Source organism: Gemmatimonadaceae bacterium, from assembly GCA_036273715.1.
GTDB lineage: Bacteria > Gemmatimonadota > Gemmatimonadetes > Gemmatimonadales > Gemmatimonadaceae > JADGGM01.
In genome coordinates, this window is record DASUHB010000067.1 from 1 (window position 1) to 19,567 (window position 19,567).

The following is a 19,567-nucleotide window of genomic DNA, read 5'->3' on the forward strand; positions in this document are numbered from 1 at the left end:
AGCGCGCTGCAGGAGCTGCTCTACGCAACCGACCGCTTTGCCGTCCTGCTGATCTTTCAGGCGATGGACGCGGCGGGCAAGGATGGTGTGATCGAGCACGTGATGTCGGGCGTCAACCCGCAGGGCTGCCAGGTCTTCAGCTTCAAGCATCCGAGCAGTGACGAGCTGCAGCACGATTTCCTGTGGCGGACGACGCGGGACCTGCCGGCGCGCGGGCGCATCGGGATCTTCAATCGATCGTACTACGAGGAAGTCCTGGTGGTCCGGGTCCATCCCGAGCTGCTGCGCGGCGAAGGTCTGCCTAACGAGGCACGCGGCACAAAGGGGGTCTGGCACGAGCGCTACAAGTCGATCGTGCACCTCGAGCAGCACCTGCACCGGAATGGGACGCGGATCATCAAGTTCTATCTCCATCTGTCCAAAGACGAGCAGCGGAAGCGCTTCCTGGCGCGGATCGACGACCCGACCAAGAACTGGAAGTTCAGCGTTGCGGACCTGAACGAGCGGAAGTTCTGGAAGCGTTACATGGATGCGTACGGCGACTGTCTGGGCGCGACGAGCACCAAGGAGGCGCCGTGGTATGTCGTTCCCGCGGACGACAAGGAGAACGCGAGGTTGATCGTTTCGCAGATCGTCGTCGACACGCTCGACGATCTCAAGATGTCGTATCCGAAGGTGGGCGCTGCGCGGCGCCGCGAGCTGCGGTCCATTCGCAAGAGGCTGGACAGATGACGCTCACGCGCGCTGCGACGCGGCGGCCAGGCTCTCGCGCCGCTCCCGTTGCGCCGCGGTCTTCAAGTTAGGCAGGAGCGCGGTGAGCAGTCCCATCGCCGGCAGGAACGAGCAGACTTTGTAGACGAAGTCGATGCCGGTGTGGTCCGCCATCCAGCCCAGCACGGCCGCGCCGATGCCGCCCATGCCGAATGCGAGGCCGAAGAAGAGTCCCGAAATCATGCCGACCTTTCCCGGCACCAGTTCCTGCGCGTACACCAAAATTGCGGAGAACGCCGACGCGAGGATCACGCCGATGACCACGCTCAGGATCGCCGTCCAGAGGAGGTTGGCGTAGGGCAGCGCGAGCGTGAACGGCAGGACGCCGAGAATCGAGCACCAGATCACGACCTTGCGGCCTAACCGGTCGCCCACCGGGCCGCCGATGATCGTACCGGCGGCTACCGCGCCGAGGAACAAGAACAGATAGATCTGCGCCGAGCGCACGGACACGTGGAACTTCGAGATGAGGAAGAACTCGTAGTAGGTCGTGAGGCTGGCCAGGTAGAAGTACTTGGAGAACACGAGCGCCATGAGCACGGCGAGCGACCGTCTGATGATCCGCTTGGAGACGGGCGGCCCTTCCATCGCGACCGCTCGCCCGGCGGATTTGCGCGTGCCGTGGTGCTTGTACCAGGTGCCGACCTGATACAGCACGAAAATGCCGATGAGCGCGGCGATGGAGAACCAGGCGACGCTATGCCGGCCGAACGGCAGCACGATGAACGCGGCGAGCAGCGGGCCTAACGCCGAGCCCGCATTGCCGCCCACTTGGAAGAACGCCTGGGCGAACCCGAGGCGGCCCCCGGACGCCATCCGCGCAACCCGCGACGACTCGGGGTGAAACACCGACGAGCCGATGCCGACCGTCGCCGCCGCGGCGAGCAGCAATCCGAAGCGGTTGACGCCGGACAGGAGCAGCAGGCCGAGCAGCGTGAAGGTCATGCCGACGGCGAGCGAGTAGGGCTTGGGTTTGCGGTCGGTGTACGAGCCGACGAGCGGCTGGAGCAGGGACGCCGTCACCTGGTAGGTGAACGAGACGAGCCCCACCTGCACGAAGTCGAGCGCAAACGAGGTCTTGAGCATGGGATAAATCGCCGGCAGCAGCGATTGCATCATGTCGTTCAACAGATGACAAAAGCTGATGGCGCACAGCACGGCGAACGCCGTGTGGCCGGCCTCGTCATGCCCTCCCAATGCCGTTGGTTCGGCCATGCCGCTGGTCCATTCACGAAGAGGATCGTGAATGATAGCGCTGGTGCCGGGGAGGGGTGCCTCCGCCGGGCATCATGGAGTTTTTGCCTACTTTGTAGGCAAAAACTCCATGATGCCGCGGTCATCCCCTTGGTTCGACGGGTGGCGGCCGGCCGCTCGGTTCAGGGCATCGAGGTCACGGCCTTGGCCAGCAACGCCAGCGCCGTCTTCCTCTCGCCTAACGCCCCGACCCTGATCAGGTTCGGCCCTTTCACCGCCTCGTAGCCCATCGACGTGCTCGGCCCCGCTTCGTCCCAGGGCCCGAGGGGATATTCCGAGGTGTCCGTGGGCGGCATGATCGTGTCGCCGGTGATCTGCCGGCGCATGGCCCGACCCGCGATACCGATGGTGTGCTGATCCGTGGCGAAGTCCGCCGCGCCATCGTGAAAGTCCCTGAGTTCCAGCTCGAACCGCTGGCGCAAATTCGTGCTCCCGATCATGGTCGTCGTGTACGTGCACAAGCGTCCGCCGCTTGCGCCGCCGGCTTGGCCGGGCTCGGGCGGCGCCGAGAGCTTCCGGCCGATGATCGCCTCGACGACTGGCTGTGGCAGGAGCTGGCATATGTTGACCGTGCTGTCTTTCGCGTCGGCGGCGTACAGCGAATCGCCTGATGCCATCGCGGCCGGCGCGCTGCCGTTGATCGCCAGCGGTTTTGCCAGGTGCGCCACGGCCGAATCAAGCAGCTTGGCCGCGCCCGTCATCGAGAGACGCGTGCCCGTCCAGTCGATCTCCACGTGTTGATCCCCTTTGAGCGCGTGCAGATCGCAGCACTGCATCGGGCCTTCGGCGACGGCGTCCCAGGGGCCGGCGATCGTGTCGCCCGTGGACAGCACGGTTTGCCCGATCGTCTCCTCGCCATGCTTGGCCAGCGGGTCCGTTAGGCTCCGCCCCATGCCGACCATCTTCATCGCGATCTTGCCGCCGTTCCAATCCACGCTCACCAGCAGGCGCCGGTGATTTCTGGTGTCGTACCGGCACGAATCGGAGCCACGCTCGGGCTTATAGCTGCCGCGGTAGGGCGGCGCGGCGAGCGGACCGATCGCCGCGGCCACCTGGGCCGGGTCGAGGAGCGAGCACGGATCGCCTTCCGTGTTCTGCGGAGCGCCCGACGTGTCGATCGGTAAGCCTAACTTCTTCGACAGCTCCGCGATCTGCGCGTTGGTGTCGTCCTTGGCCTTGTGCTTTCCGCACGCGGCGGCGAGTGCAAGGACGCCGAGAGCGATGACCACCGGATGGATGCGCATGGGAATCCTCACGTGGATTTTTCGACGGCTCTGCGGTCGGGAGATGCGCCGAACGGGACGCGGCCGCAAGGCCGCGTCCGCTCGACCGTTGACATTCGGCATCGGGGCCCGATTGTCAAGGTCGATCCGGTAGCCTGCCGACTCCTCTTTCCGATTCCTCACTGTGCGACCGACCTCTGACCTTCGCCGCGAACAGGCGACGCCCTTGATCGCGTTAGCCGTCAGCTACATGCTGCTGGTCATCATCGGCGTGGGCGCGATCACGGTGCTGCCGCACGAGCTGCCGGTGAACGGCATGGGTGTGCTCAATCCGTTCGGGCCGGCCGAAATTTCGCGCGGCTTCTTCGCCGCGAATCCGGATGCGGTGCGCGTGAGCGCGCTCTTCTGCTTCGTGTCGTCCTTGCCGTTAGTCATTTACACGGCCGTCGTCGTGTCGCGGCTCCGATCGCTCGGCCTCCGCGACCCGGGCGTGCACGCCGCGTTCGCCGGCGGCCTCGCGGCCTCCGGCGGTCTCGCCGCTGCCGCCCTCTTCCTCTGGATGCTCTCGGTCCCCGACGCTGCGGCATCACTGCCGGTCGCGCACACGCTGCACTTCCTCGTCTTTCTCTCGGGCGGACCGGCCTTCGCGGTCGGCATGGGACTCATGGCGGGCGGCGTGTCGGTCTCGATTCGGCGCGCCCGTGTCTTGCCGACCTGGGTCATCCGGCTGGGATTCCTGCTCGCGGCAACCGGCGCGCTGTCTGCGTTAGGACTGCTCGTCATTCCGTTGACGGCCGCGGTTCCGATCACTCGCGTCGGCGGGTTCGCCTGGCTGGCGGCCGTGGGCGCCTTCATGCCGGACCGGCCGGCGCCCGCGCGAGGCTGAGCCCGCCAGCGCCGGCCCCGTTGTTGACATTCTACAAGACGGCATGCATCGTGTCCTGCACACCCGGAGGACACGCATGGAATCGCCGACCGAGCTCCTGCAAGGCACCCTCGACCTGCTCATCCTCAAGATCCTGTCCCTGGGCCCGCGCCACGGCTGGGATATCTCGCAGCGCATCAACGAGATCTCCGAGCAGCTGCTGACGGTCAATCAGGGCTCGCTCTATCCGGCGCTCCACCGGCTGGAGGGCCGCGGTTTGGTGGACGCGGAGTGGACCAGGTCGTCCACGGCGCGGCGCGTGCGCCTGTACAAGATCACCGCCCGTGGCCGCCAGTGCCTAACGAAAGAGACGCAGGTCTGGCGCAGCTACTCGCGCGCCGTCGACCTCATCCTGCAGATCAGGTGAGGATCCATGCCGACCATCCGCGAAGTGCTTCGTAACGTTCGCCTGCTGCTCGCACCGCGGGCCGTGGACGAGGACCTGAACGACGAGCTGCGCGCACACATCGAGATGCAAACGGAGCTGAACGTCGCGCGCGGCATGACTGCGGCCGACGCCCGCGCCAAGGCGGAACGCGACTTCGGGCCGATTGCCTCGGTGAAGGAGGCGCTCCACAACGTGCACAGCATTCCCTCCGCACCGATCCGCGACTCGCTCGGCGGCGACCTGCACTTCGCGCTCCGATCGCTCGCGCGCCACCGGGCGTTCAGCGCCGTCACGATCCTGGTACTCACGTTAGGCATTGCGGCGACGACGCTCATGTTCAGCGTCGTGTCCGGTATTCTGTTGCGGCCGCTGCCGTTCGCGCACCCGGAGCAGGTCGTGCTCATCTGGGGTAGCTATCCCCAGCTCAGTCTCGGCTTCTCCGAGCAGCCGATCGACGGGCTGCTGGTGAACACGCTTCGCGAACGACGGCGCGTCTTCTCGAGCATCTCGGCCTTCGAGCCGCGCCTGTACAACCTCGGCAACACGACCTCGCCGGAGCGGCTCAACGGCGTCAAGGTGACGTCGGAATTCTTCAGTACCATTGGCGTGAGGCCGGCGCTCGGGCGCGCGTTCGTGGCCGCCGAGGAAACGCCGGGCAGAGATCACGTCGTGGTCGTGAGTTGGGCATTATGGAAGCAGCGATTCGGCGGCGACCCGCACGTGATCGGCACGACCATCACGCTGAACGCCGAGCCGTATACGATCATCGGCGTTGGGCCGGAGGGATTCGCGTTTCCCCGCGGAGCTGAAATGCCCGGCGATTTCCAGATGCCCGAGGCCACGCAACTCTGGATTCCGATGAAACCGCCGGTGAGCGGGCCATCCGAGCTCGCGGGCATCGGTCGCGTGCGGCCCGGCGTTACGTTAGCACAGGCGCAAGCGGATCTCGACCACATCTCGCGCATCCAGGACGACCTGGTTCCGCAGGGCAGGGGATGGTGGAACACGCGGGCGATTCCGCTGCGGACGCAGGTCGTCGGCGACGTGAAACCGATGCTCTTCAGCCTCTTCGGCGCGGCTGCGGTGCTCCTGATGATTGCGTGCGTCAACGCGGCGCAGCTGCTGCTCGCGCGCCTGCAGTCGCGCCGGCACGAGCTGGCCATCCGCGCCGCGCTCGGGGCGTCGACGTCGCGCATCGCGCGCGTGCTGCTGCTCGAGGCGATGCTCATCACCGGCATCGCCGGCGTGCTCGGCACCGCGGCCGGCGTGTTCGGGATCTCGCTGTTGCGCACGTTAGGCCCGTCGCGCCTGCCGCGGCTGGCCGACATCACATTCGATTGGCGCGTCACGATTGTCGCCATCGTCGTCACCCTCATCGCGGGCGTGCTGTTCGGTCTCGCGCCGGCGATGCGGGCGAGCCGCATCCATCTCGCCGACGCGCTGCGACAGGGCGGCAGGAAAACCGGCGGCGACGCGCTCTCGGTGAAGCTGCGCCGCGCGCTGGTGGCCGCCGAGGTGGCGTTGTCGGTGATGCTGGCCATCGGCTCGGGTCTGCTCGTCCGCAGCCTGACGCACGAGTTAGGCGGCGACCTCGGCTTTTCGGCGCCGCATGGATTGACGTTCGAGGTGACGCTGCCGCCACTGCACTATCCCGAGAAGCAACTGCCGACGAGCATGCTGCACCCGAAATCGGTCGCCTTCATTGGCGATGCGCTCGCCCGCATCAGCGCCATCCCCGGGGTCAAGGCGGTGGCGATCGGCAAGCCGCTGCCCATGAGCGGCGCGCAGGAATCGACGGTCTTCACGCCGGACGCCGACGCCGACCCGCGACTAACGGCGAACAACGCGAAGCCGATCGTCGAGTACACCGTGGCCAGTCCCGGCCTCTTCGCCGCGCTCGGCACACCGCTCATCGAGGGGCGCGATTTCACGGCGGCGGATCAGGAGCAGTCCCAGCCCGTCATGGTCGTGAATCGATCCATGGCGCAATGGCTCTGGCCCGGCAAGGATCCAATCGGCAAACGGATCCATCTGGGCACGCAGAAAATGGTGACGTGGATAACGGTGGTCGGCGTCGCGGCGGACATGAAGCGGTACTCGCTAACGGAAGGCCCGAGGCCCGAGATGTTCGTGCCCTACACGCAGGACCCGTATCCGACGTTCTCGACGATGCAGTTCGTCGTGCGGAGCTCGGGTGACCCGACGCGGCTGGTGGCGGCGATCCGCCGGGCGGTGGCGTCGGTCGATCCCGACATTCCGCTCGCGCGCATCCGCACCATCGACGAACTGGTGAGCGACGCCAGTGCGAATGCGCGGTTCGCGACGTTGGTCATGAGCTCGTTTGGCGTGATGGCCCTCGCGCTGGCCATGATCGGCCTGTATGGTGTGATCGCATTCATGGTGCACCAACGCCGCCAGGAATTCGGTCTGCGCACCGCGCTCGGCGCCACGCGCGAACAGCTCGTCCGGATGGTGCTCGTCGACGGGTTCATGCTTGCGTGCGTCGGGATGGTGGCGGGCGTCGTGCTGGCGCTGATCGCGGGGCGGCTGCTGCGATCGATGCTTTACCAGGTGAGCGTTGCCGACCCCCTGACGCTGGTCGCCGTGGTGCTGCTATTGGTAGGCACGACCGCGCTGGCCTGCGTGCTGCCGGCGGTGCGTGCATCCGGAGTGGACCCTCGCGCGGCGCTCGACGCCGGTTGACCACATGACCAACGCAGACGTGTCGCACACAGGCAGCCGAACCCGGCAGCTGGTCCGCGTCTATTACGCGATCGGCATGATGAGCGTGGGCGTCCTGGCGCTCGTCTATGGCTTCGGGGTGCTCGTCGCCGACAAGCCGCCGGCGTGGGTGCCGTCGCCCAACGGCATCGCGTACGCCGCGGGCGTGCTCATGCTGGCCACCGGCGCGGGTCTTCTGTTCGAGCGCTCGTCGCGCGTTTCGATTCGCATTCTCCTGCCGTTCATGCTGCTGTGGACGCTGACGCGGGTGCCGGTTCCGATCATGGAGCCGGGGCGGGAAATTGCCTGGTTTCTCGTCGGCGAGATTGCGGTGCCGGCGGCCGGCGCGCTGGTGCTGTTTGCGTGGTATGCGGATTTGAGGCCGGGCTCGACCCTGGACGCGCTCACTCGTCAATACGCGATTCCGTGCGCCCGAATTCTCATCGGCCTCTCCGTGCCGACGTTTGGGCTCTCGCATTTCTTCGAGTTTGCTGCGCGCACCGTGACGCTGGTGCCGTCCTGGCTGCCGTACCCGAAGTTCTGGGCGGACGCGATGGGCGCCGCGCAATTCCTCGCCGGGTTGGGCGTGCTGTTCTCGATCTATCCGCGTCTGTCGGCGGCAGCCGAGGGCGCGATGCTCAGCGTGTTCGCGCTGCTGGTCTGGGTGCCCGCGGTGATCACGAAACCAAGGCTGCCGTCGAACTGGGGGGAATTCTTGTTCACCGTGGCGTTGGCCGCCGCCTGTCTGGTGGTTGCCGAGGGTATCCCGGCGAAAAAGATCGCGGCGCCGGGCGTGCCGGCATCGGATATCGGCCGGCGAGCGACGGTCGACGCCGGTTGATGACGAGGGAGACGCCTAACGTGAGGTCGATGTCTGTCGCACCTGTGTGCGCCGCGATGGCGGCGCTCGCGCTCTGGGCGGCGCCGGGGCCGAGCCAGGATGCCCAACCGACGGTGTTCGCGCCCGGCGTGATCTCGGGGCCGGCGAACGATCTCTCTCCGGCGTTCACACCCGACGGCAAGACCGTGGTCTTTACGCGCGCGAATTCGTCGCAATCGGTGATTCTCGTGTCGCACTGGTCGCGGGGTGCGTGGACGGACCCGTCGATCGCTCCCTTTTCGGGCACGTGGCGCGATCTCGAAGCAACGATGGCGCCGGACGGGTCGTACCTGATTTTTGCATCGAATCGCCCTGCGACGCCGGACGGCACGGCGATCGACGCGTATTATAATGGCGCGGCCCAGCCGGGCGTCGGCGGGAACCTGTGGCGGGTGGACCGCACGCCTAACGGATGGGGCGCGCCGCATCGCCTCCCCGACGTCATCAACAGCAACGGGTCCATCTTCTCGCCGAGTGTTGCGGCGGATGGGAGCCTGTACTTCATGAAGCCGGTGGGTGCCCAAGCGAGGTTTCACATCTTTCGCGCCCAGTTCTCGAATGGTGCGTACGAGACGCCGGTGGCCGTGCCCATCGACGCCGGCGACAGCGTCGGTGACTACGATCCCGCCGTGGCGCCGGACGAGTCGTTCCTCGTGTTCTCGTCGGGACGAATGAAAGCGAACGGCACGTCGCTGTTCATTGCGAAGAAGCAGGGCACGGCGTGGGGACGGCCGGAGTTCATGGGTGCGGCAATCAGCCCGCCGCAGTCGAACGACATCGAGTCGCGGTTAGGCCCGGATCACCGGACGCTCTACTTTTCGTCGCGGCGCGAGGTGCCGACCGGAGCGCAGAGCGGGATTACACCGGAGAAGGGGCTCGCGATGATGGATGCGTGGAACAACGGGCTGGCGAACATCTGGCAGGTATCGTTGGACAGCTGGTTGAAACCGTGACGCGTTTGGCCCGGCTGAACGCCCGATCATTCATGGAACAGCCCTGCATCTGGCAGCTCGAGCCGGGTCGTTATAGTTTGTTAGGCGGCACCATACTGGCCCCCGGCGTGGAGGGAACGTGAAATTGATCGTGTTGGCCCTGGCCGCGACGGCAGTCGCCTGTTCGAGCTCAACCGGCCCGCAGACGCCGTCGTTCGATGGCACCTGGTCGCTCGTGTCGGTGAACGGAGCGGCGTTGCCCGACACCTTTGGCCCAATTGCCGGTATCGACGCGGTGTTCCTCATTGACCACGCCACATTGTTCATACCGGAGAACGGTACGACCGGAACGTTCACGACGGATTTCCGGATATCGGTTGATACGACGGAACTTCCAAACGTGGATACGGTCACGGTGCTCGACAACGGAACGGAACTCGAATGGGTGAACTTGAATGACATCACCGAACCCATGTCGGTGCATCGCGACACGCTGACTCTCACGACATCACGCTGGAACCCGGCGCCGCAGACGTATCGCTTCGCGCGTTCGGGCCCGTAGCCCGGTCTCCAGGAGCAGCGTCGTGAGCGAATGGTCGCTGTTGTGGGCGGGTCTCGCCGGTGCGGTCGTCGGCGGCGTGATCGCGTGGATGGCGGCGCGGTCGCGGTCGGCCGAAGCGCGTGCGCTGCTCGGTGAGCGCGAGCGCGAACGCAGCGCGCTCCTAACGGAAGCCGAGCGCGTGCGGAACGAGCTCGCGCACGCGCAGCAGGCGGCATCGACGTATCTGGCCGAGCGGGACGCGGAGCGCCGGCTGACGAGAGCGCTCGGAGAGCACACGGCGCAGACGGATGCGCGCGCGCGCGACGCCTTCGCCGCCCTCTCGGCCGACGCGCTGGTGGCGAACAGCCGTGCGCTGCTCGAGCCGCTGCAGGACGGCTTGTCGCGCGTGGACGAACAGCTTCAGTCGTTAGGCAGAGACCGGGCGGCCGGGAACGCGGAACTGCAGGAGCGGTTGCGGGCGATGGTGGAGGGCCAGCTGCAGCTCACCGAAGAAACGCAGCGGCTCGTGCACGCGCTCCGCACCCCGCATGTGCGCGGACAGTGGGGCGAGCTGCAGCTCCGGCGGGTGGTCGAGCTGGCAGGCATGCTCGAGCACTGCGATTTCGACCTGCAGCAGACGATTCGCGACGACGACGGCACGGTCCGGCCGGACCTCGTCGTGAGGCTGCCGGGCGACAAGAGGGTGGTCGTCGACGCGAAGACGCCGCTCGATGCGTTCGTCGGCGCCGCGGAAGCAACGGATGACGACCGTCGCTCGGCGCTCCTGGACAAGCACGCGAGGCAGCTGCGCGCGCAGGTCGAGATCCTTTCCCAGAAAAAGTACGGGGAGCGGATGACCGACGCTCTGCCTTTCGTGGTGATGTTCCTGCCCGGCGAGTCGATCTTGAGCGAGGCGTGCCAGCGCGATCCAGGGTTGCTCGAGTTCGCCGTTGCCCGCGGCGTGGTGCCTGCCACGCCGACTACGCTCGTCATGCTGCTCAAGTCGGCGCAGTACGGGTGGCAGCAGGAGCGCATCGCACGGAACGCGGCGGCGATTCGCGACGTGGGGAGCGAACTGTATCGCCGCATCGCGACGCTGGCCGAGCATTTCGCGCGCCTCCAGCGCGGGCTCACGGGCGCGGTGGAGGCGTACAACGACGCCGTCGGCTCACTCGAGTCGCGGGTGCTGAGCTCGGCGCGCCGGATGCACGGGTTAGGCGCAGCGGACGGGCAACCGGACATCGAACCGCTGGAACAGGTCGACGTGTTGCCGCGGCGTCCCTCGGCGCCGGAACTGGCGGCGGACTGACGTCGACGTATGCCACACTCCCTTCCCGTCGACATCCATCCGTCCAACTTTGCCTTCCCGCTCTACCTGGTCGGTGTCGGGATCGTCGCGCTGATTGGTTTTCTGCCAAGTACCATGCGCGCGCATGCCAGTCTCCGTTGGCCGCGCACGATTGGACGCGTTCGCTCCAACCAGGATGAGCTCGCGACGGTCGGCGAGCTCATTCCGGCGGTACCTGGCGCGATGGTCGAAGAAGAGCAAATGCCTGTAGTCGACTACGACTACATGGTAAACGGAAAGACCTTCCGCGGCTGCACGCTGTACGAGCCTGGCCCGGCGTCGCTGCTTCGCCTGATTCACGAGGACGAGCTGCGGCCGGGTCAGACGATCCCGGTCTCGTACGATCCGCGCGAACACTCGATCTCGGTCCTGTATCCGGGCGCGTCGCCATTTGCCTACCTCATCCTAGGCGCCGGGATCGCCATTTTGGTCGCCGGGCTAATCGCACTCGTTCGCGCCCTGTGACGAGGGTCGATCGGCGCGGGGTGAACGCTTGATCATTACGCCAACCCGCGCCAGCGCGAGCCAGCACGGCGTGACGCTTCGGCTGTACGCCGGCAGACGTTAGGCAGTAGCGGCGGTAGGCGGCCGGCCTCCGGTTTTGGCGTGACGGCGCCCACGGCGGCGCCGCCCGGGACCCCCTACGGCATCATCATGGAGTTTTTGCCTACAAAGTAGGCAAAAACTCTCCGATGCTGCTCGGACAGAGGTCTGCGGCGGCGGGCCGGCCGCCTCGACACGATGTGTCCCCCGCGCGATACTTCCCGGTCTCCAGGAAGCGCTCGCGCGATGACCGTCTCCTACGACAACAGCAAGGTCATCTTCGACGGCATCAAGGCCGCCGGGATCACGTCCATCTCCGCCCTGCCGGAAACCTGGCTCGGGCCGCTCCTCCAGCGGGCCGAGGATGACCCCGACGTCCAGCTGCTGCAGGTGGCCAAGGAGGAAGAGGCGATTGGCATCGCCGCCGGCGCCTACTTCGCCGGGACCCCGCACATTCTGCTCATGCAGAACCACGGCTTTCTCGCCGCCATCAACGGCATCGTGTCGCTCGCCCAGTTGTATCGCATTCCGCTGTGCATGCTCATCGCGATGCGCGGCCATTGGGGCGAGCCGTATCCGTGGCACACGCGGGGAGGGATCGTCACCGAGGCGGTATTGCGCGCACTCGAGATTCCATTTGAATTCGCGCGCGATCCGCAGAGGGTGGCCAAACAGATTCGCGAGGCGTGGACCTTCTCGCAGAGCTCCCTGTCGCCGGTGGCGCTCCTGCTGACGCGCGACCTGATGGAGGACTGATGGAGCGCGCGGAGTGTCTGCAGATGATCTATCCCGAGCTCGAGGACAAGCTCGTGGTGACGATCATGGGCGCGTGCGCGCAGGAGCTCTACAACCTCGGCCACCGCGAGAACTTTTTCTATCTGCAGCACGCGATGGGGCTGGCATCGTCGATCGGGTTGGGCCTGGCGATGAGTCTGCCTAACGAGCGCGTCGTCGTGCTCGATGGCGATGGTTCGGTGCTCATGAACCTCGGCACCCTCGCCACGCTGGCGAGATATCGGCCCAGAAATCTGATCCACGTGATTTTCGACAACGGCAGTCTGCTGTCGACGGGCGGCTTCGAATCCCAGACATCCTCGGGCGTCACCGACCTCGACGCGATCGCGCGCGGCGCGGGGATCACGCACGTCGCGCAGACCGTGACGACGCTGGAATTCGGCGAGGCGTTTCTGACGGCGATCGAGGGGCACGAGCTAAGCGTCATCGTCGCCAAGGTCGCGGCGGTCGGACCCGACCACTACGGCATGGATCTGCAGTTAGGCGAAAACGCGTTCCGTTTCCGCCGCTGGATTCAATCGCGCGCGCGCTCCGGCGGCTCCGCGTGAGCGCCGCGGGAGAAGGTCCTGCGTACGACCTCGACGCCTGGCGGGCGCGCATTCCGCTGCTCGCGTCGTGCATCCCGATGAACAATTGCTCTCAGGCGCCGCAGACCGTCGCGACCCGCGCGGCGGCCGAGCGCTACCTCGACTCGTGGAACGAGCGGGGAATGGACTGGGACACCTGGCTCGCCGAAGTCGCGCTCGCGAAAGCGGAGTTCAGCACGCTCATCGGGGCGGCGCCGACGGACATCGCGGTGTTCAGCTCCGTTTCGGAGGCGGCGAGCGCCGTCGCAAGTGCGCTCGATCTCTCGGGCCGCCGCCACGGCATCGCCGTCAGCGACGCCGAATTTCCGACGGTGGCGCACGTGTGGCTCGCGCAGGCGCCGCGCGGCGCACGCGTCTCGTTCGCCCGGGTGTGCGACGGAACCATCGACCCGACGGCATACGACACGCTCATCGACGATCAGACCGCGCTCGTCTCGGCCTGCCACGGATATTACGCCAACGGGTTCATCCAGGACGTGCGTCGCATCGCCGCGCAGGCGCGCCATGCAGGCGCCCTCTCGTTCGTGGATGCGTACCAGACGCTCGGCGTCGTGCCGGTGGATGTGCGCGCGTTAGGCGTCGACTTCCTGACATCGGGCAATCTCAAGTTTCTCATGGGCATGCCCGGCATCGCCTTTCTGTATGTGCGGCCCGAGGTGGTCGGGTCGCTGCATCCGACCGTCACCGGCTGGTTCGGGCGCGCCGATCCGTTCGCGTCGACGGCGCGCGCGCTCGACTGGTCGCCCACGGCCAGCCGGTTCGACACCGGCACGCCGCCGGTGATGAGCGCATACGTCGCGCGCGCGGGGATGGAGATGATCAACACGATCGGGCCGGCGAACATCCGCGCGTGGCACGAGGTGCTCGGCCAGCGCCTGATCGAGGGCGGCCGGTCGCGCGGACTGAGGTTGTACGGCGCCGATGACATGACGCGCAAGACGGCGACGACGGCCTTCCTCGTGCCGGATCCCGGCGCCGTCGAAAGTGCGATGCGCGCGCGGGGCGTGCTGCCGACCGCGCGCGGCGAGGTCCTGCGTCTGGCGCCGCACTTCTTCACCACGATCGAGGACGTGGACCGCGCCCTCGACCTCCTCGCCGAGCTCGCGCCGGGCCGGTGACCGACGCCCGCGAGACCTTCGCCTCACGGTTAGGCGGACTCATGACGATCGTCGGCGTGTCCATCGGCCTCGGACACGTCTGGCGGTTTCCGTACATGGTGGGGAAGTTCGGCGGCGCCGCGTTCGTGCTCTTCTACACGCTCGTCTCGATCATCATCGGCGTGCCGGCCCTGATGACGGAATTCGCGCTCGGCCGCCGCACCCGGCGCGGACCGGTGGGCGCCTTCGAGCGCGGCGGCCTGCCGTTAGGCAAGTACGTCGGCTGGTTTCTCTTCTTCGTCGTCACTGCCGCCACCGGCTACTACTCGGCCGTCATCGGTTGGGTGCTCTACTATGCCATCGGCCAGGTGGCGGTCGCGGCGCACCTCCCGTTCGACGCCGCGGCAATCCTGCCGCCGCAGCACGGATTCGTGCTGCGATCGTTCGTGCTGCAGCTCATCTGTACGGCCGTCGTGCTCCTCGCGTGCGCGGTCGTGCTGATCCGGGGCGTGAGGCGAGGCATCGAGCTCGTGAGCATCATCGTGCTGCCCGCGATGACGATCGTGACGATCGTCGTCATGGTCCGCGCGCTCACGCTGCCCGGCGCGATGGAAGGTGTCCGGTGGTACCTGCTGGAGTTCCGGTTTTCCGATCTCACCGCCAACGTGATGGCGGCCGCCATCGGCCATGCGATCTTCGCGCTGTCGTTGGGCGGGACGTTCATGGTGGTGTACGGCTCGTACCTCCACGCCGACCAGCACCTGGCGAGTCCGGCGTGGTGGACCGTGCTCGGCGACACGGGCTCGTCGCTCATCGCCGGGCTCGCCGTGATCCCGGCCGTGTTCGCGTTTCATCTCGAGCCGGCGTCCGGCCCTGGCCTCATCTTCACGACGCTGCCGAGGGTCTTCGGCGCGATGCCCGCGGGCTGGCTGTTCGGCTGCCTCTTCTTCATCAGTCTTTTCGGCGCCGGCTATCTGTCCGACATCGGCGCGGTGGAAGTGCTGGTCGCGGGCCTAACGGACAACACGCGCCTCACGCGCGCGCGCGCCGTGTGGGTCATGTCGCTCGCGTGTCTGGTGCTGGCCGTTCCGCCCATGGTCAACAACGCGATCTTCGTCCCCTGGGACCTCACGTTCGGGTCGGGCATGCAGACGCTGGGCTCGCTGCTTGCCGTGGTGACTGTGGCGTGGTGCATGACGCGGAGCGCCGCCCTCGCGGAGCTGTTCGGCGCGGGCGAGCGGCCGGTGCCGATGTGGGCCTTCTACTGGATTCGTTACGGGATTCCCGTGATCATTTTGGGTGTCGGCATCTATTGGCTCTTGACGGAAGTGTTCCGCATCTTCGCCGGCGTGTGACGCGCCGCAGACTTCAACGCCTTACCGGTATCGATCGATGTCCGTGCTCACCGATCTCGTCGCCGCGCTGGACGCGGGCCAACTCAAGGTGGTGGATCTCACGCAGCCGCTCGGTCCCGAGACACCGGTGATCGGGCTGCCGCCGATCTTCGCGTCGTCGCCCGGCGTGGCGATGGAAGTGATCTCGCGCTACGACGACCGCGGGCCGGCGTGGTACTGGAACGCCATTCGGTTAGGCGAGCACACGGGCACGCACTTCGATGCGCCGGTGCACTGGGTCACGGGCAAGGACCTGCCCGACAACCGCTGTGACACCATTCCCGCGCGCCGATTCATCGGCCCGGCGTGCGTGATCGATGTGACCGCCGAGGTGGAGCGGAACGAGGACTTCCTCCTCATGCCGGACCAGGTCGTGGCCTGGGAGAAGGAGCACGGCCGCATTCCGCGCGGCGCATGGGTGCTGCTGCGCACCGGCTGGAGCACGCGCACGGAATCGGAAAAATTCCTCAACGTGAAATCGGACGGCCCGCACAGCCCGGGCTTTCACCAGAGCACATCCGAGCTCCTGGCCACGGACCGCGATGTGTTAGGCGTGGGCGTCGAGACCGTCGGCACCGACGCCGGGCAGGCGGGCACCTTCCAGCCGCCGTTCCCGAACCATTCGACGATGCACGGCAACGGCAAGTTCGGCTTGGCGAGTCTCTGCAATCTCGACCAGCTGCCGGCGACGGGCGCCGTGGTGATCGCCGCGCCGCTCAAGCTCGTCAATGGCAGCGGGAGTCCGCTCCGGGTGCTCGCGATCGCACCGGCGGCGTAGCGGCCACAGCATCGCCGGCCTGGATGCGCGCCGGCCCGTGCCGAGTCTGGTTTTTTTGTGTTCGAGTGCTCGCATGCGCGGCCATCCAGGGTCCGCATATTGCCCGCGTCGCTCTGTCGAAGGTCGTTCGAATCACGCAGAGCACCCCGCGCAGGGGAGAGGTGGGTTATGCAGCTTCGCATTGCGAAATATCTGGCCGTGGCGAGTGTCGCCGCCGGTGCCGCGGCCATGCTGGGCGCCGCGCGTGCGCCCGCGCCGGCAATGTCTAACGCAAACATCCTCGCCGCGATCATGCAGGGCGATTCGCTCGAGGTCGCGATGTCCAAAACAGGCGCCGACAGCGCGAAGAATATGCAGGTGAAGCATTTCGCCGAACGAATGGTGACGGCGCACACGAAGCACATGGACGAAGTGAAGTCCACGGCGTCTCAGGCGAAAGTGACGCCGGAACTGGCGCCGCACGATACGGCAACCGCGGACATGGCCAGGCGGATGATCGACCGGTTGGACGCCACGAAACCCGGTGCGCCGCGCGACCGACTGCTGATGTCGTCCGAGGTCGATTTTCACACGCAGCTCCTGCACAGCCTCGATGCTGTGCGCGGCGACGCGACCGGCCCGACGAAGCAGCTCGTCGAGCGCACGCTGCCGGTGGTGCGCCAGCACCTCGCCGATGCGCGAGCGATCCAGCGTCGGTTAGGCACGTCGTCCTGACGTTCCGGGGGAGACGCGTCATGCCATAGGCGGTAGACGGGCCGCGTCGATCGATCCCGCACGCGCCAGAGCGATCGACGCCGGCGCCGCCCGGTCGGTCGTTCCCGCGACGCCCGGTGCCGACGCCTGGTGCCTATGATCATCACACCGGCCAACTTGCCGACCTCGGCCGCGTCCGGTAGGGCGGGCAACGTTCCGCGCAATGCGGTTGTCCAAGCCTCAGTCCTTGCCGGAAGGAACCATGGTGTCGTTGGGAGTCGAGCTCCGCGCGGCCGGGCGCAGTCTTGCCCGCAGCCCGGTGATGACCATTTCCGCGCTCCTGTGCCTCGGCCTGGGGATTGGCGGGACGACGGCCGTCGCCAGCGCGGTCAGCCGAGCGCTGCTCGAGCCGCTGCCGATGCGCGACCCCGGCCGGCTCGTCGCCGTGCACCGCATCACGCCGCAGACCGGACCCATGGGCACCTGGCCGGAGTCGCCGGCCAACTATGAAGATCTGGCGCGCGAGTCCCGCAGCATCCAGGCACTGTCGGCTATCAGCTCGGGGTCGGCGCTCGTCGGCCTCGGCACCGAAACGGTCGAAGCGTCCGAGCACTTCGTCACGGGCGGGCTCTTCCCGATGCTCGGCGCCCGAGCCGAGCTCGGCCGGTTGATCGGTCCCGCGGATGACCAACTGAGCGCGCCGCTGGTGGCGGTGCTTTCCAACGAATTCTGGCGACAGAAATTCCACGCGCAGCCGTCTGTCGTTGGGCGCACGGTGGACATCGACGGGACGCCGACGACGATCATCGGCGTGATGCCGCCGCGTTTCCGCATCCCGCAGGGCGGCAACATGCTGGAGGCGGACGTGTGGATGCCGATCCGCCTCACGCCGCCGCAGCTCGCCAACCGCGGCAACAACTTCCTCCTGATGGTGGGCCGCCTAACGGACGGCGCGACGCCCGCGTCGGCGCAGACGGAGCTGCGCTCGCTGTTCGCGCGGTTGGTGGCGCAGTATCCGCAGCTCAAGGACGAGAACGTGCGCGTGGCGCCGCTGGTGGCGGAGAGCGCCGGCACGGTGCGAACGCCGTTGCTGCTGCTGTTCGGCGCGGTGTGCATGGTGCTGCTCATCGCGGCGACGAACGTGGCCGCGCTGCTGCTGGCGCGCGGCGTGCATCGCCGGCGCGAGATGGCCGTCCGTACGGCGCTCGGAGCCGCGCGCTGGCACGTCATGCGGCCTGTGATCCTGGAGAGCCTGATCATCGGAGCGTTAGGCGCGGTGGTCGGCTTTGGGCTGGCGGCGATCGGCGTCCGGACCATCGGCGCGCTGGCCGCCCAACAGATGCCGCAGCTCGCGGGGCTCGGCGTCGATTGGCGCGTGATCGGCTTCGGGATCGCGATGGCGCTCGTCGTGAGCCTCGGCTGCGGCGCGGCGCCGGCGTGGCGCAACACGACGGTCGACCCACAGGAGGCGCTGCGCGGCGGCCGGGGAGCAGGGAAGGGCCGCGAACAACATCGCGCCCTGCGCGTGCTCGCGGTCTTCGAGATCGCCCTCTCGCTCGTCCTGCTCATTGGCGCCGGTCTCATGCTGAGCTCGTTCGCCGGGCTGCTCGACGAGGACCCCGGGTTCGAGACGTCCCACGTCCTCACGCTCACGGCGACGGTGGCGGGCGCCCGCTATCCTAACGGAACGGCCACGCGGCGATTCCTCGATCCGGTGCTCGACGCCGTGCGCCAGGTACCCGGCGTGCAGTCCGTAGGAGCGATCAATCTGGTCCCATACGTGAACTGGGGCTGGAACGGCAACATCCGTTACGAGGGCATGTCGGCCGACGACCAGACCCGGTGGCCGCTCGTCGAGCAGCGCACGGTGACGCCGGGCTTCTTCGCGGTGACGAAGCAGCGCCTGCGCAGCGGCCGGCTGCTGTTGCCTAACGATGACGACGGCAAGACGACGCCGCTGGTGGTGGTCGTCAACGAAGCGCTGGCCAAGCGCGACTTCCACGGTCAGGATCCGGTGGGCCGCCGGTTCTACTACAGCGACAGCGGTCTGGCGACGATCGTCGGCGTGGTGAGCGACATCCGCAATGTGGGCCCGTTCGCCCCTGCGGCGCCGGAGATGTACTGGACGTACTTGCAGGGCGGCAACGGAGACTCGCGGTTTCCGCTGATGATCCGGACCCGCGGCAATCCGACTGACGTCGAGTCGGCGGTGGAGCGGGCGATTCGCGGCGTGGATGCCGGTGCCGCGGTTTCGAACATCGAGACCATGCCGCAAGTCATCGAGAAAAGTCTCGGCGGTCCACGATTCTTCATGCTGATGCTCGGCGCGTTCGCGGCGATCGCGCTCGCGCTGACCATCGCCGGGTTGTACGGCGTGCTGAGCTACGCCGTCGCCCAACGCACCAGAGAGTTAGGCATCCGCGTTGCGCTCGGCAGCTCGCCGGGGGGGTTGGTGAGGTTGGTGACGCGCGAGGGCATGGTGCTCGTCGCGGCCGGCGTCGTCATCGGCGTCGGCGCGAGCCTCGCGCTCACGCGCGTCATGGTGTCCATTCTCTACGGCGTGAGCCCAGTGGACACGTCCGCGTGGCTGCTCGCCGGTACCTGCCTCGTGATCCCGACGGTGCTCGCGACCGTCGTGCCCGCGCTTCGCGCGTCGCGCGCGGATCCGACGGCGGCAATGCGCGTGGAGTGACGCCC

Annotated in this window: 18 protein-coding genes; 16 read left to right on the plus strand and 2 right to left on the minus strand. The window is 67.2% G+C overall.

Features of this window, described 5'->3' with window-relative positions; all coding sequences use genetic code 11:
- Window positions 1–732 (plus strand): ADP-polyphosphate phosphotransferase (locus tag VFW04_15225; GenBank protein ID HEX5180686.1); only part of this gene is annotated, 732 nt, incomplete at its 5' end.
- A gap of 3 nt (window positions 733–735) precedes the next feature.
- Here the strand turns inward: VFW04_15225 and VFW04_15230 are convergent.
- The gene (locus VFW04_15230) at window positions 736–1,986 is read right to left on the minus strand and encodes an MFS transporter (GenBank protein HEX5180687.1); all 1,251 of its coding nucleotides are present in this window, start codon (window positions 1,984–1,986) and stop codon (window positions 736–738) included.
- Window positions 1,987–2,147: 161 nt separating this feature from the next.
- Complete coding sequence (locus tag VFW04_15235; protein ID HEX5180688.1) at window positions 2,148–3,269, minus strand: hypothetical protein; 1,122 nt, start codon at window positions 3,267–3,269, stop codon at window positions 2,148–2,150.
- A gap of 163 nt (window positions 3,270–3,432) precedes the next feature.
- On the opposite strand from VFW04_15235, the gene VFW04_15240 reads away from it, so the two are divergent.
- From VFW04_15240 to VFW04_15310, 15 genes are all read left to right on the plus strand, one after another.
- Window positions 3,433–4,134, plus strand: a complete 702-nt coding sequence (locus tag VFW04_15240; GenBank protein ID HEX5180689.1) for a hypothetical protein — start codon at window positions 3,433–3,435, stop codon at window positions 4,132–4,134.
- Window positions 4,135–4,210: 76 nt separating this feature from the next.
- Window positions 4,211–4,540: a PadR family transcriptional regulator gene (locus VFW04_15245; protein ID HEX5180690.1), complete on the plus strand. Its 330-nt coding sequence runs from the start codon at window positions 4,211–4,213 to the stop codon at window positions 4,538–4,540.
- 6 nt (window positions 4,541–4,546) lie between these two features.
- The gene (locus VFW04_15250) at window positions 4,547–7,264 is read left to right on the plus strand and encodes an ABC transporter permease (GenBank protein ID HEX5180691.1); all 2,718 of its coding nucleotides are present in this window, start codon (window positions 4,547–4,549) and stop codon (window positions 7,262–7,264) included.
- 4 nt (window positions 7,265–7,268) lie between these two features.
- The gene (locus tag VFW04_15255) at window positions 7,269–8,123 is read left to right on the plus strand and encodes a hypothetical protein (GenBank protein ID HEX5180692.1); all 855 of its coding nucleotides are present in this window, start codon (window positions 7,269–7,271) and stop codon (window positions 8,121–8,123) included.
- Between the two features lie 29 nt (window positions 8,124–8,152).
- Window positions 8,153–9,115: a hypothetical protein gene (locus VFW04_15260; GenBank protein HEX5180693.1), complete on the plus strand. Its 963-nt coding sequence runs from the start codon at window positions 8,153–8,155 to the stop codon at window positions 9,113–9,115.
- Between the two features lie 133 nt (window positions 9,116–9,248).
- Window positions 9,249–9,656 carry a hypothetical protein gene (locus VFW04_15265; GenBank protein HEX5180694.1) on the plus strand — a complete coding sequence of 136 codons (408 nt, stop codon included), beginning with the start codon at window positions 9,249–9,251 and terminating at the stop codon, window positions 9,654–9,656.
- Between the two features lie 22 nt (window positions 9,657–9,678).
- Window positions 9,679–10,944 (plus strand): DNA recombination protein RmuC, encoded by a 1,266-nt coding sequence (gene rmuC, locus VFW04_15270; protein HEX5180695.1) that lies wholly within the window; start codon window positions 9,679–9,681, stop codon window positions 10,942–10,944.
- 9 nt (window positions 10,945–10,953) lie between these two features.
- Window positions 10,954–11,448, plus strand: a complete 495-nt coding sequence (locus VFW04_15275) for a DUF3592 domain-containing protein (GenBank protein HEX5180696.1) — start codon at window positions 10,954–10,956, stop codon at window positions 11,446–11,448.
- 324 nt (window positions 11,449–11,772) lie between these two features.
- Entirely contained in the window at window positions 11,773–12,282 is a 510-nt protein-coding gene (locus tag VFW04_15280; protein HEX5180697.1) for a thiamine pyrophosphate-binding protein, read from the plus strand.
- Window positions 12,282–12,869: a thiamine pyrophosphate-dependent enzyme gene (locus tag VFW04_15285; GenBank protein HEX5180698.1), complete on the plus strand. Its 588-nt coding sequence runs from the start codon at window positions 12,282–12,284 to the stop codon at window positions 12,867–12,869. Before VFW04_15280 ends, VFW04_15285 begins: the two co-directional genes overlap by 1 nt.
- Window positions 12,866–14,026, plus strand: a complete 1,161-nt coding sequence (locus VFW04_15290) for an aminotransferase class V-fold PLP-dependent enzyme (protein ID HEX5180699.1) — start codon at window positions 12,866–12,868, stop codon at window positions 14,024–14,026. The genes VFW04_15285 and VFW04_15290 overlap by 4 nt, the downstream gene beginning before the upstream one ends.
- Window positions 14,023–15,360, plus strand: coding sequence for a sodium-dependent transporter (locus VFW04_15295; protein HEX5180700.1), 1,338 nt, complete (start codon window positions 14,023–14,025; stop codon window positions 15,358–15,360). Before VFW04_15290 ends, VFW04_15295 begins: the two co-directional genes overlap by 4 nt.
- A gap of 37 nt (window positions 15,361–15,397) precedes the next feature.
- A complete protein-coding gene (locus VFW04_15300) occupies window positions 15,398–16,177 on the plus strand; it encodes a cyclase family protein (protein HEX5180701.1) in 780 nt (259 codons plus the stop codon).
- A gap of 168 nt (window positions 16,178–16,345) precedes the next feature.
- Window positions 16,346–16,891 (plus strand): DUF4142 domain-containing protein, encoded by a 546-nt coding sequence (locus VFW04_15305; GenBank protein HEX5180702.1) that lies wholly within the window; start codon window positions 16,346–16,348, stop codon window positions 16,889–16,891.
- 241 nt (window positions 16,892–17,132) lie between these two features.
- Window positions 17,133–19,562: an ABC transporter permease gene (locus VFW04_15310; GenBank protein HEX5180703.1), complete on the plus strand. Its 2,430-nt coding sequence runs from the start codon at window positions 17,133–17,135 to the stop codon at window positions 19,560–19,562.
- Window positions 19,563–19,567 lie beyond the last annotated feature (5 nt).

Excerpts from the sequence above, each read along its gene's own strand:
- VFW04_15255 (HEX5180692.1), top strand. The coding sequence starts at position 7,269 with ATGACCAACGCAGACGTGTCGCACACAGGCAGCCGAACCCGGCAGCTG.
- VFW04_15310 (HEX5180703.1), top strand. The coding sequence starts at position 17,133 with ATGGTGTCGTTGGGAGTCGAGCTCCGCGCGGCCGGGCGCAGTCTTGCC.
- VFW04_15275 (HEX5180696.1), top strand. The coding sequence starts at position 10,954 with ATGCCACACTCCCTTCCCGTCGACATCCATCCGTCCAACTTTGCCTTC.
- VFW04_15305 (HEX5180702.1), top strand. The coding sequence starts at position 16,346 with ATGCAGCTTCGCATTGCGAAATATCTGGCCGTGGCGAGTGTCGCCGCC.
- VFW04_15245 (HEX5180690.1), top strand. The coding sequence starts at position 4,211 with ATGGAATCGCCGACCGAGCTCCTGCAAGGCACCCTCGACCTGCTCATC.
- VFW04_15280 (HEX5180697.1), top strand. The coding sequence starts at position 11,773 with ATGACCGTCTCCTACGACAACAGCAAGGTCATCTTCGACGGCATCAAG.
- VFW04_15250 (HEX5180691.1), top strand. The coding sequence starts at position 4,547 with ATGCCGACCATCCGCGAAGTGCTTCGTAACGTTCGCCTGCTGCTCGCA.
- VFW04_15285 (HEX5180698.1), top strand. The coding sequence starts at position 12,282 with ATGGAGCGCGCGGAGTGTCTGCAGATGATCTATCCCGAGCTCGAGGAC.
- VFW04_15230 (HEX5180687.1), bottom strand. The coding sequence starts at position 1,986 with ATGGCCGAACCAACGGCATTGGGAGGGCATGACGAGGCCGGCCACACG.
- VFW04_15260 (HEX5180693.1), top strand. The coding sequence starts at position 8,153 with ATGTCTGTCGCACCTGTGTGCGCCGCGATGGCGGCGCTCGCGCTCTGG.
- VFW04_15300 (HEX5180701.1), top strand. The coding sequence starts at position 15,398 with ATGTCCGTGCTCACCGATCTCGTCGCCGCGCTGGACGCGGGCCAACTC.
- VFW04_15235 (HEX5180688.1), bottom strand. The coding sequence starts at position 3,269 with ATGCGCATCCATCCGGTGGTCATCGCTCTCGGCGTCCTTGCACTCGCC.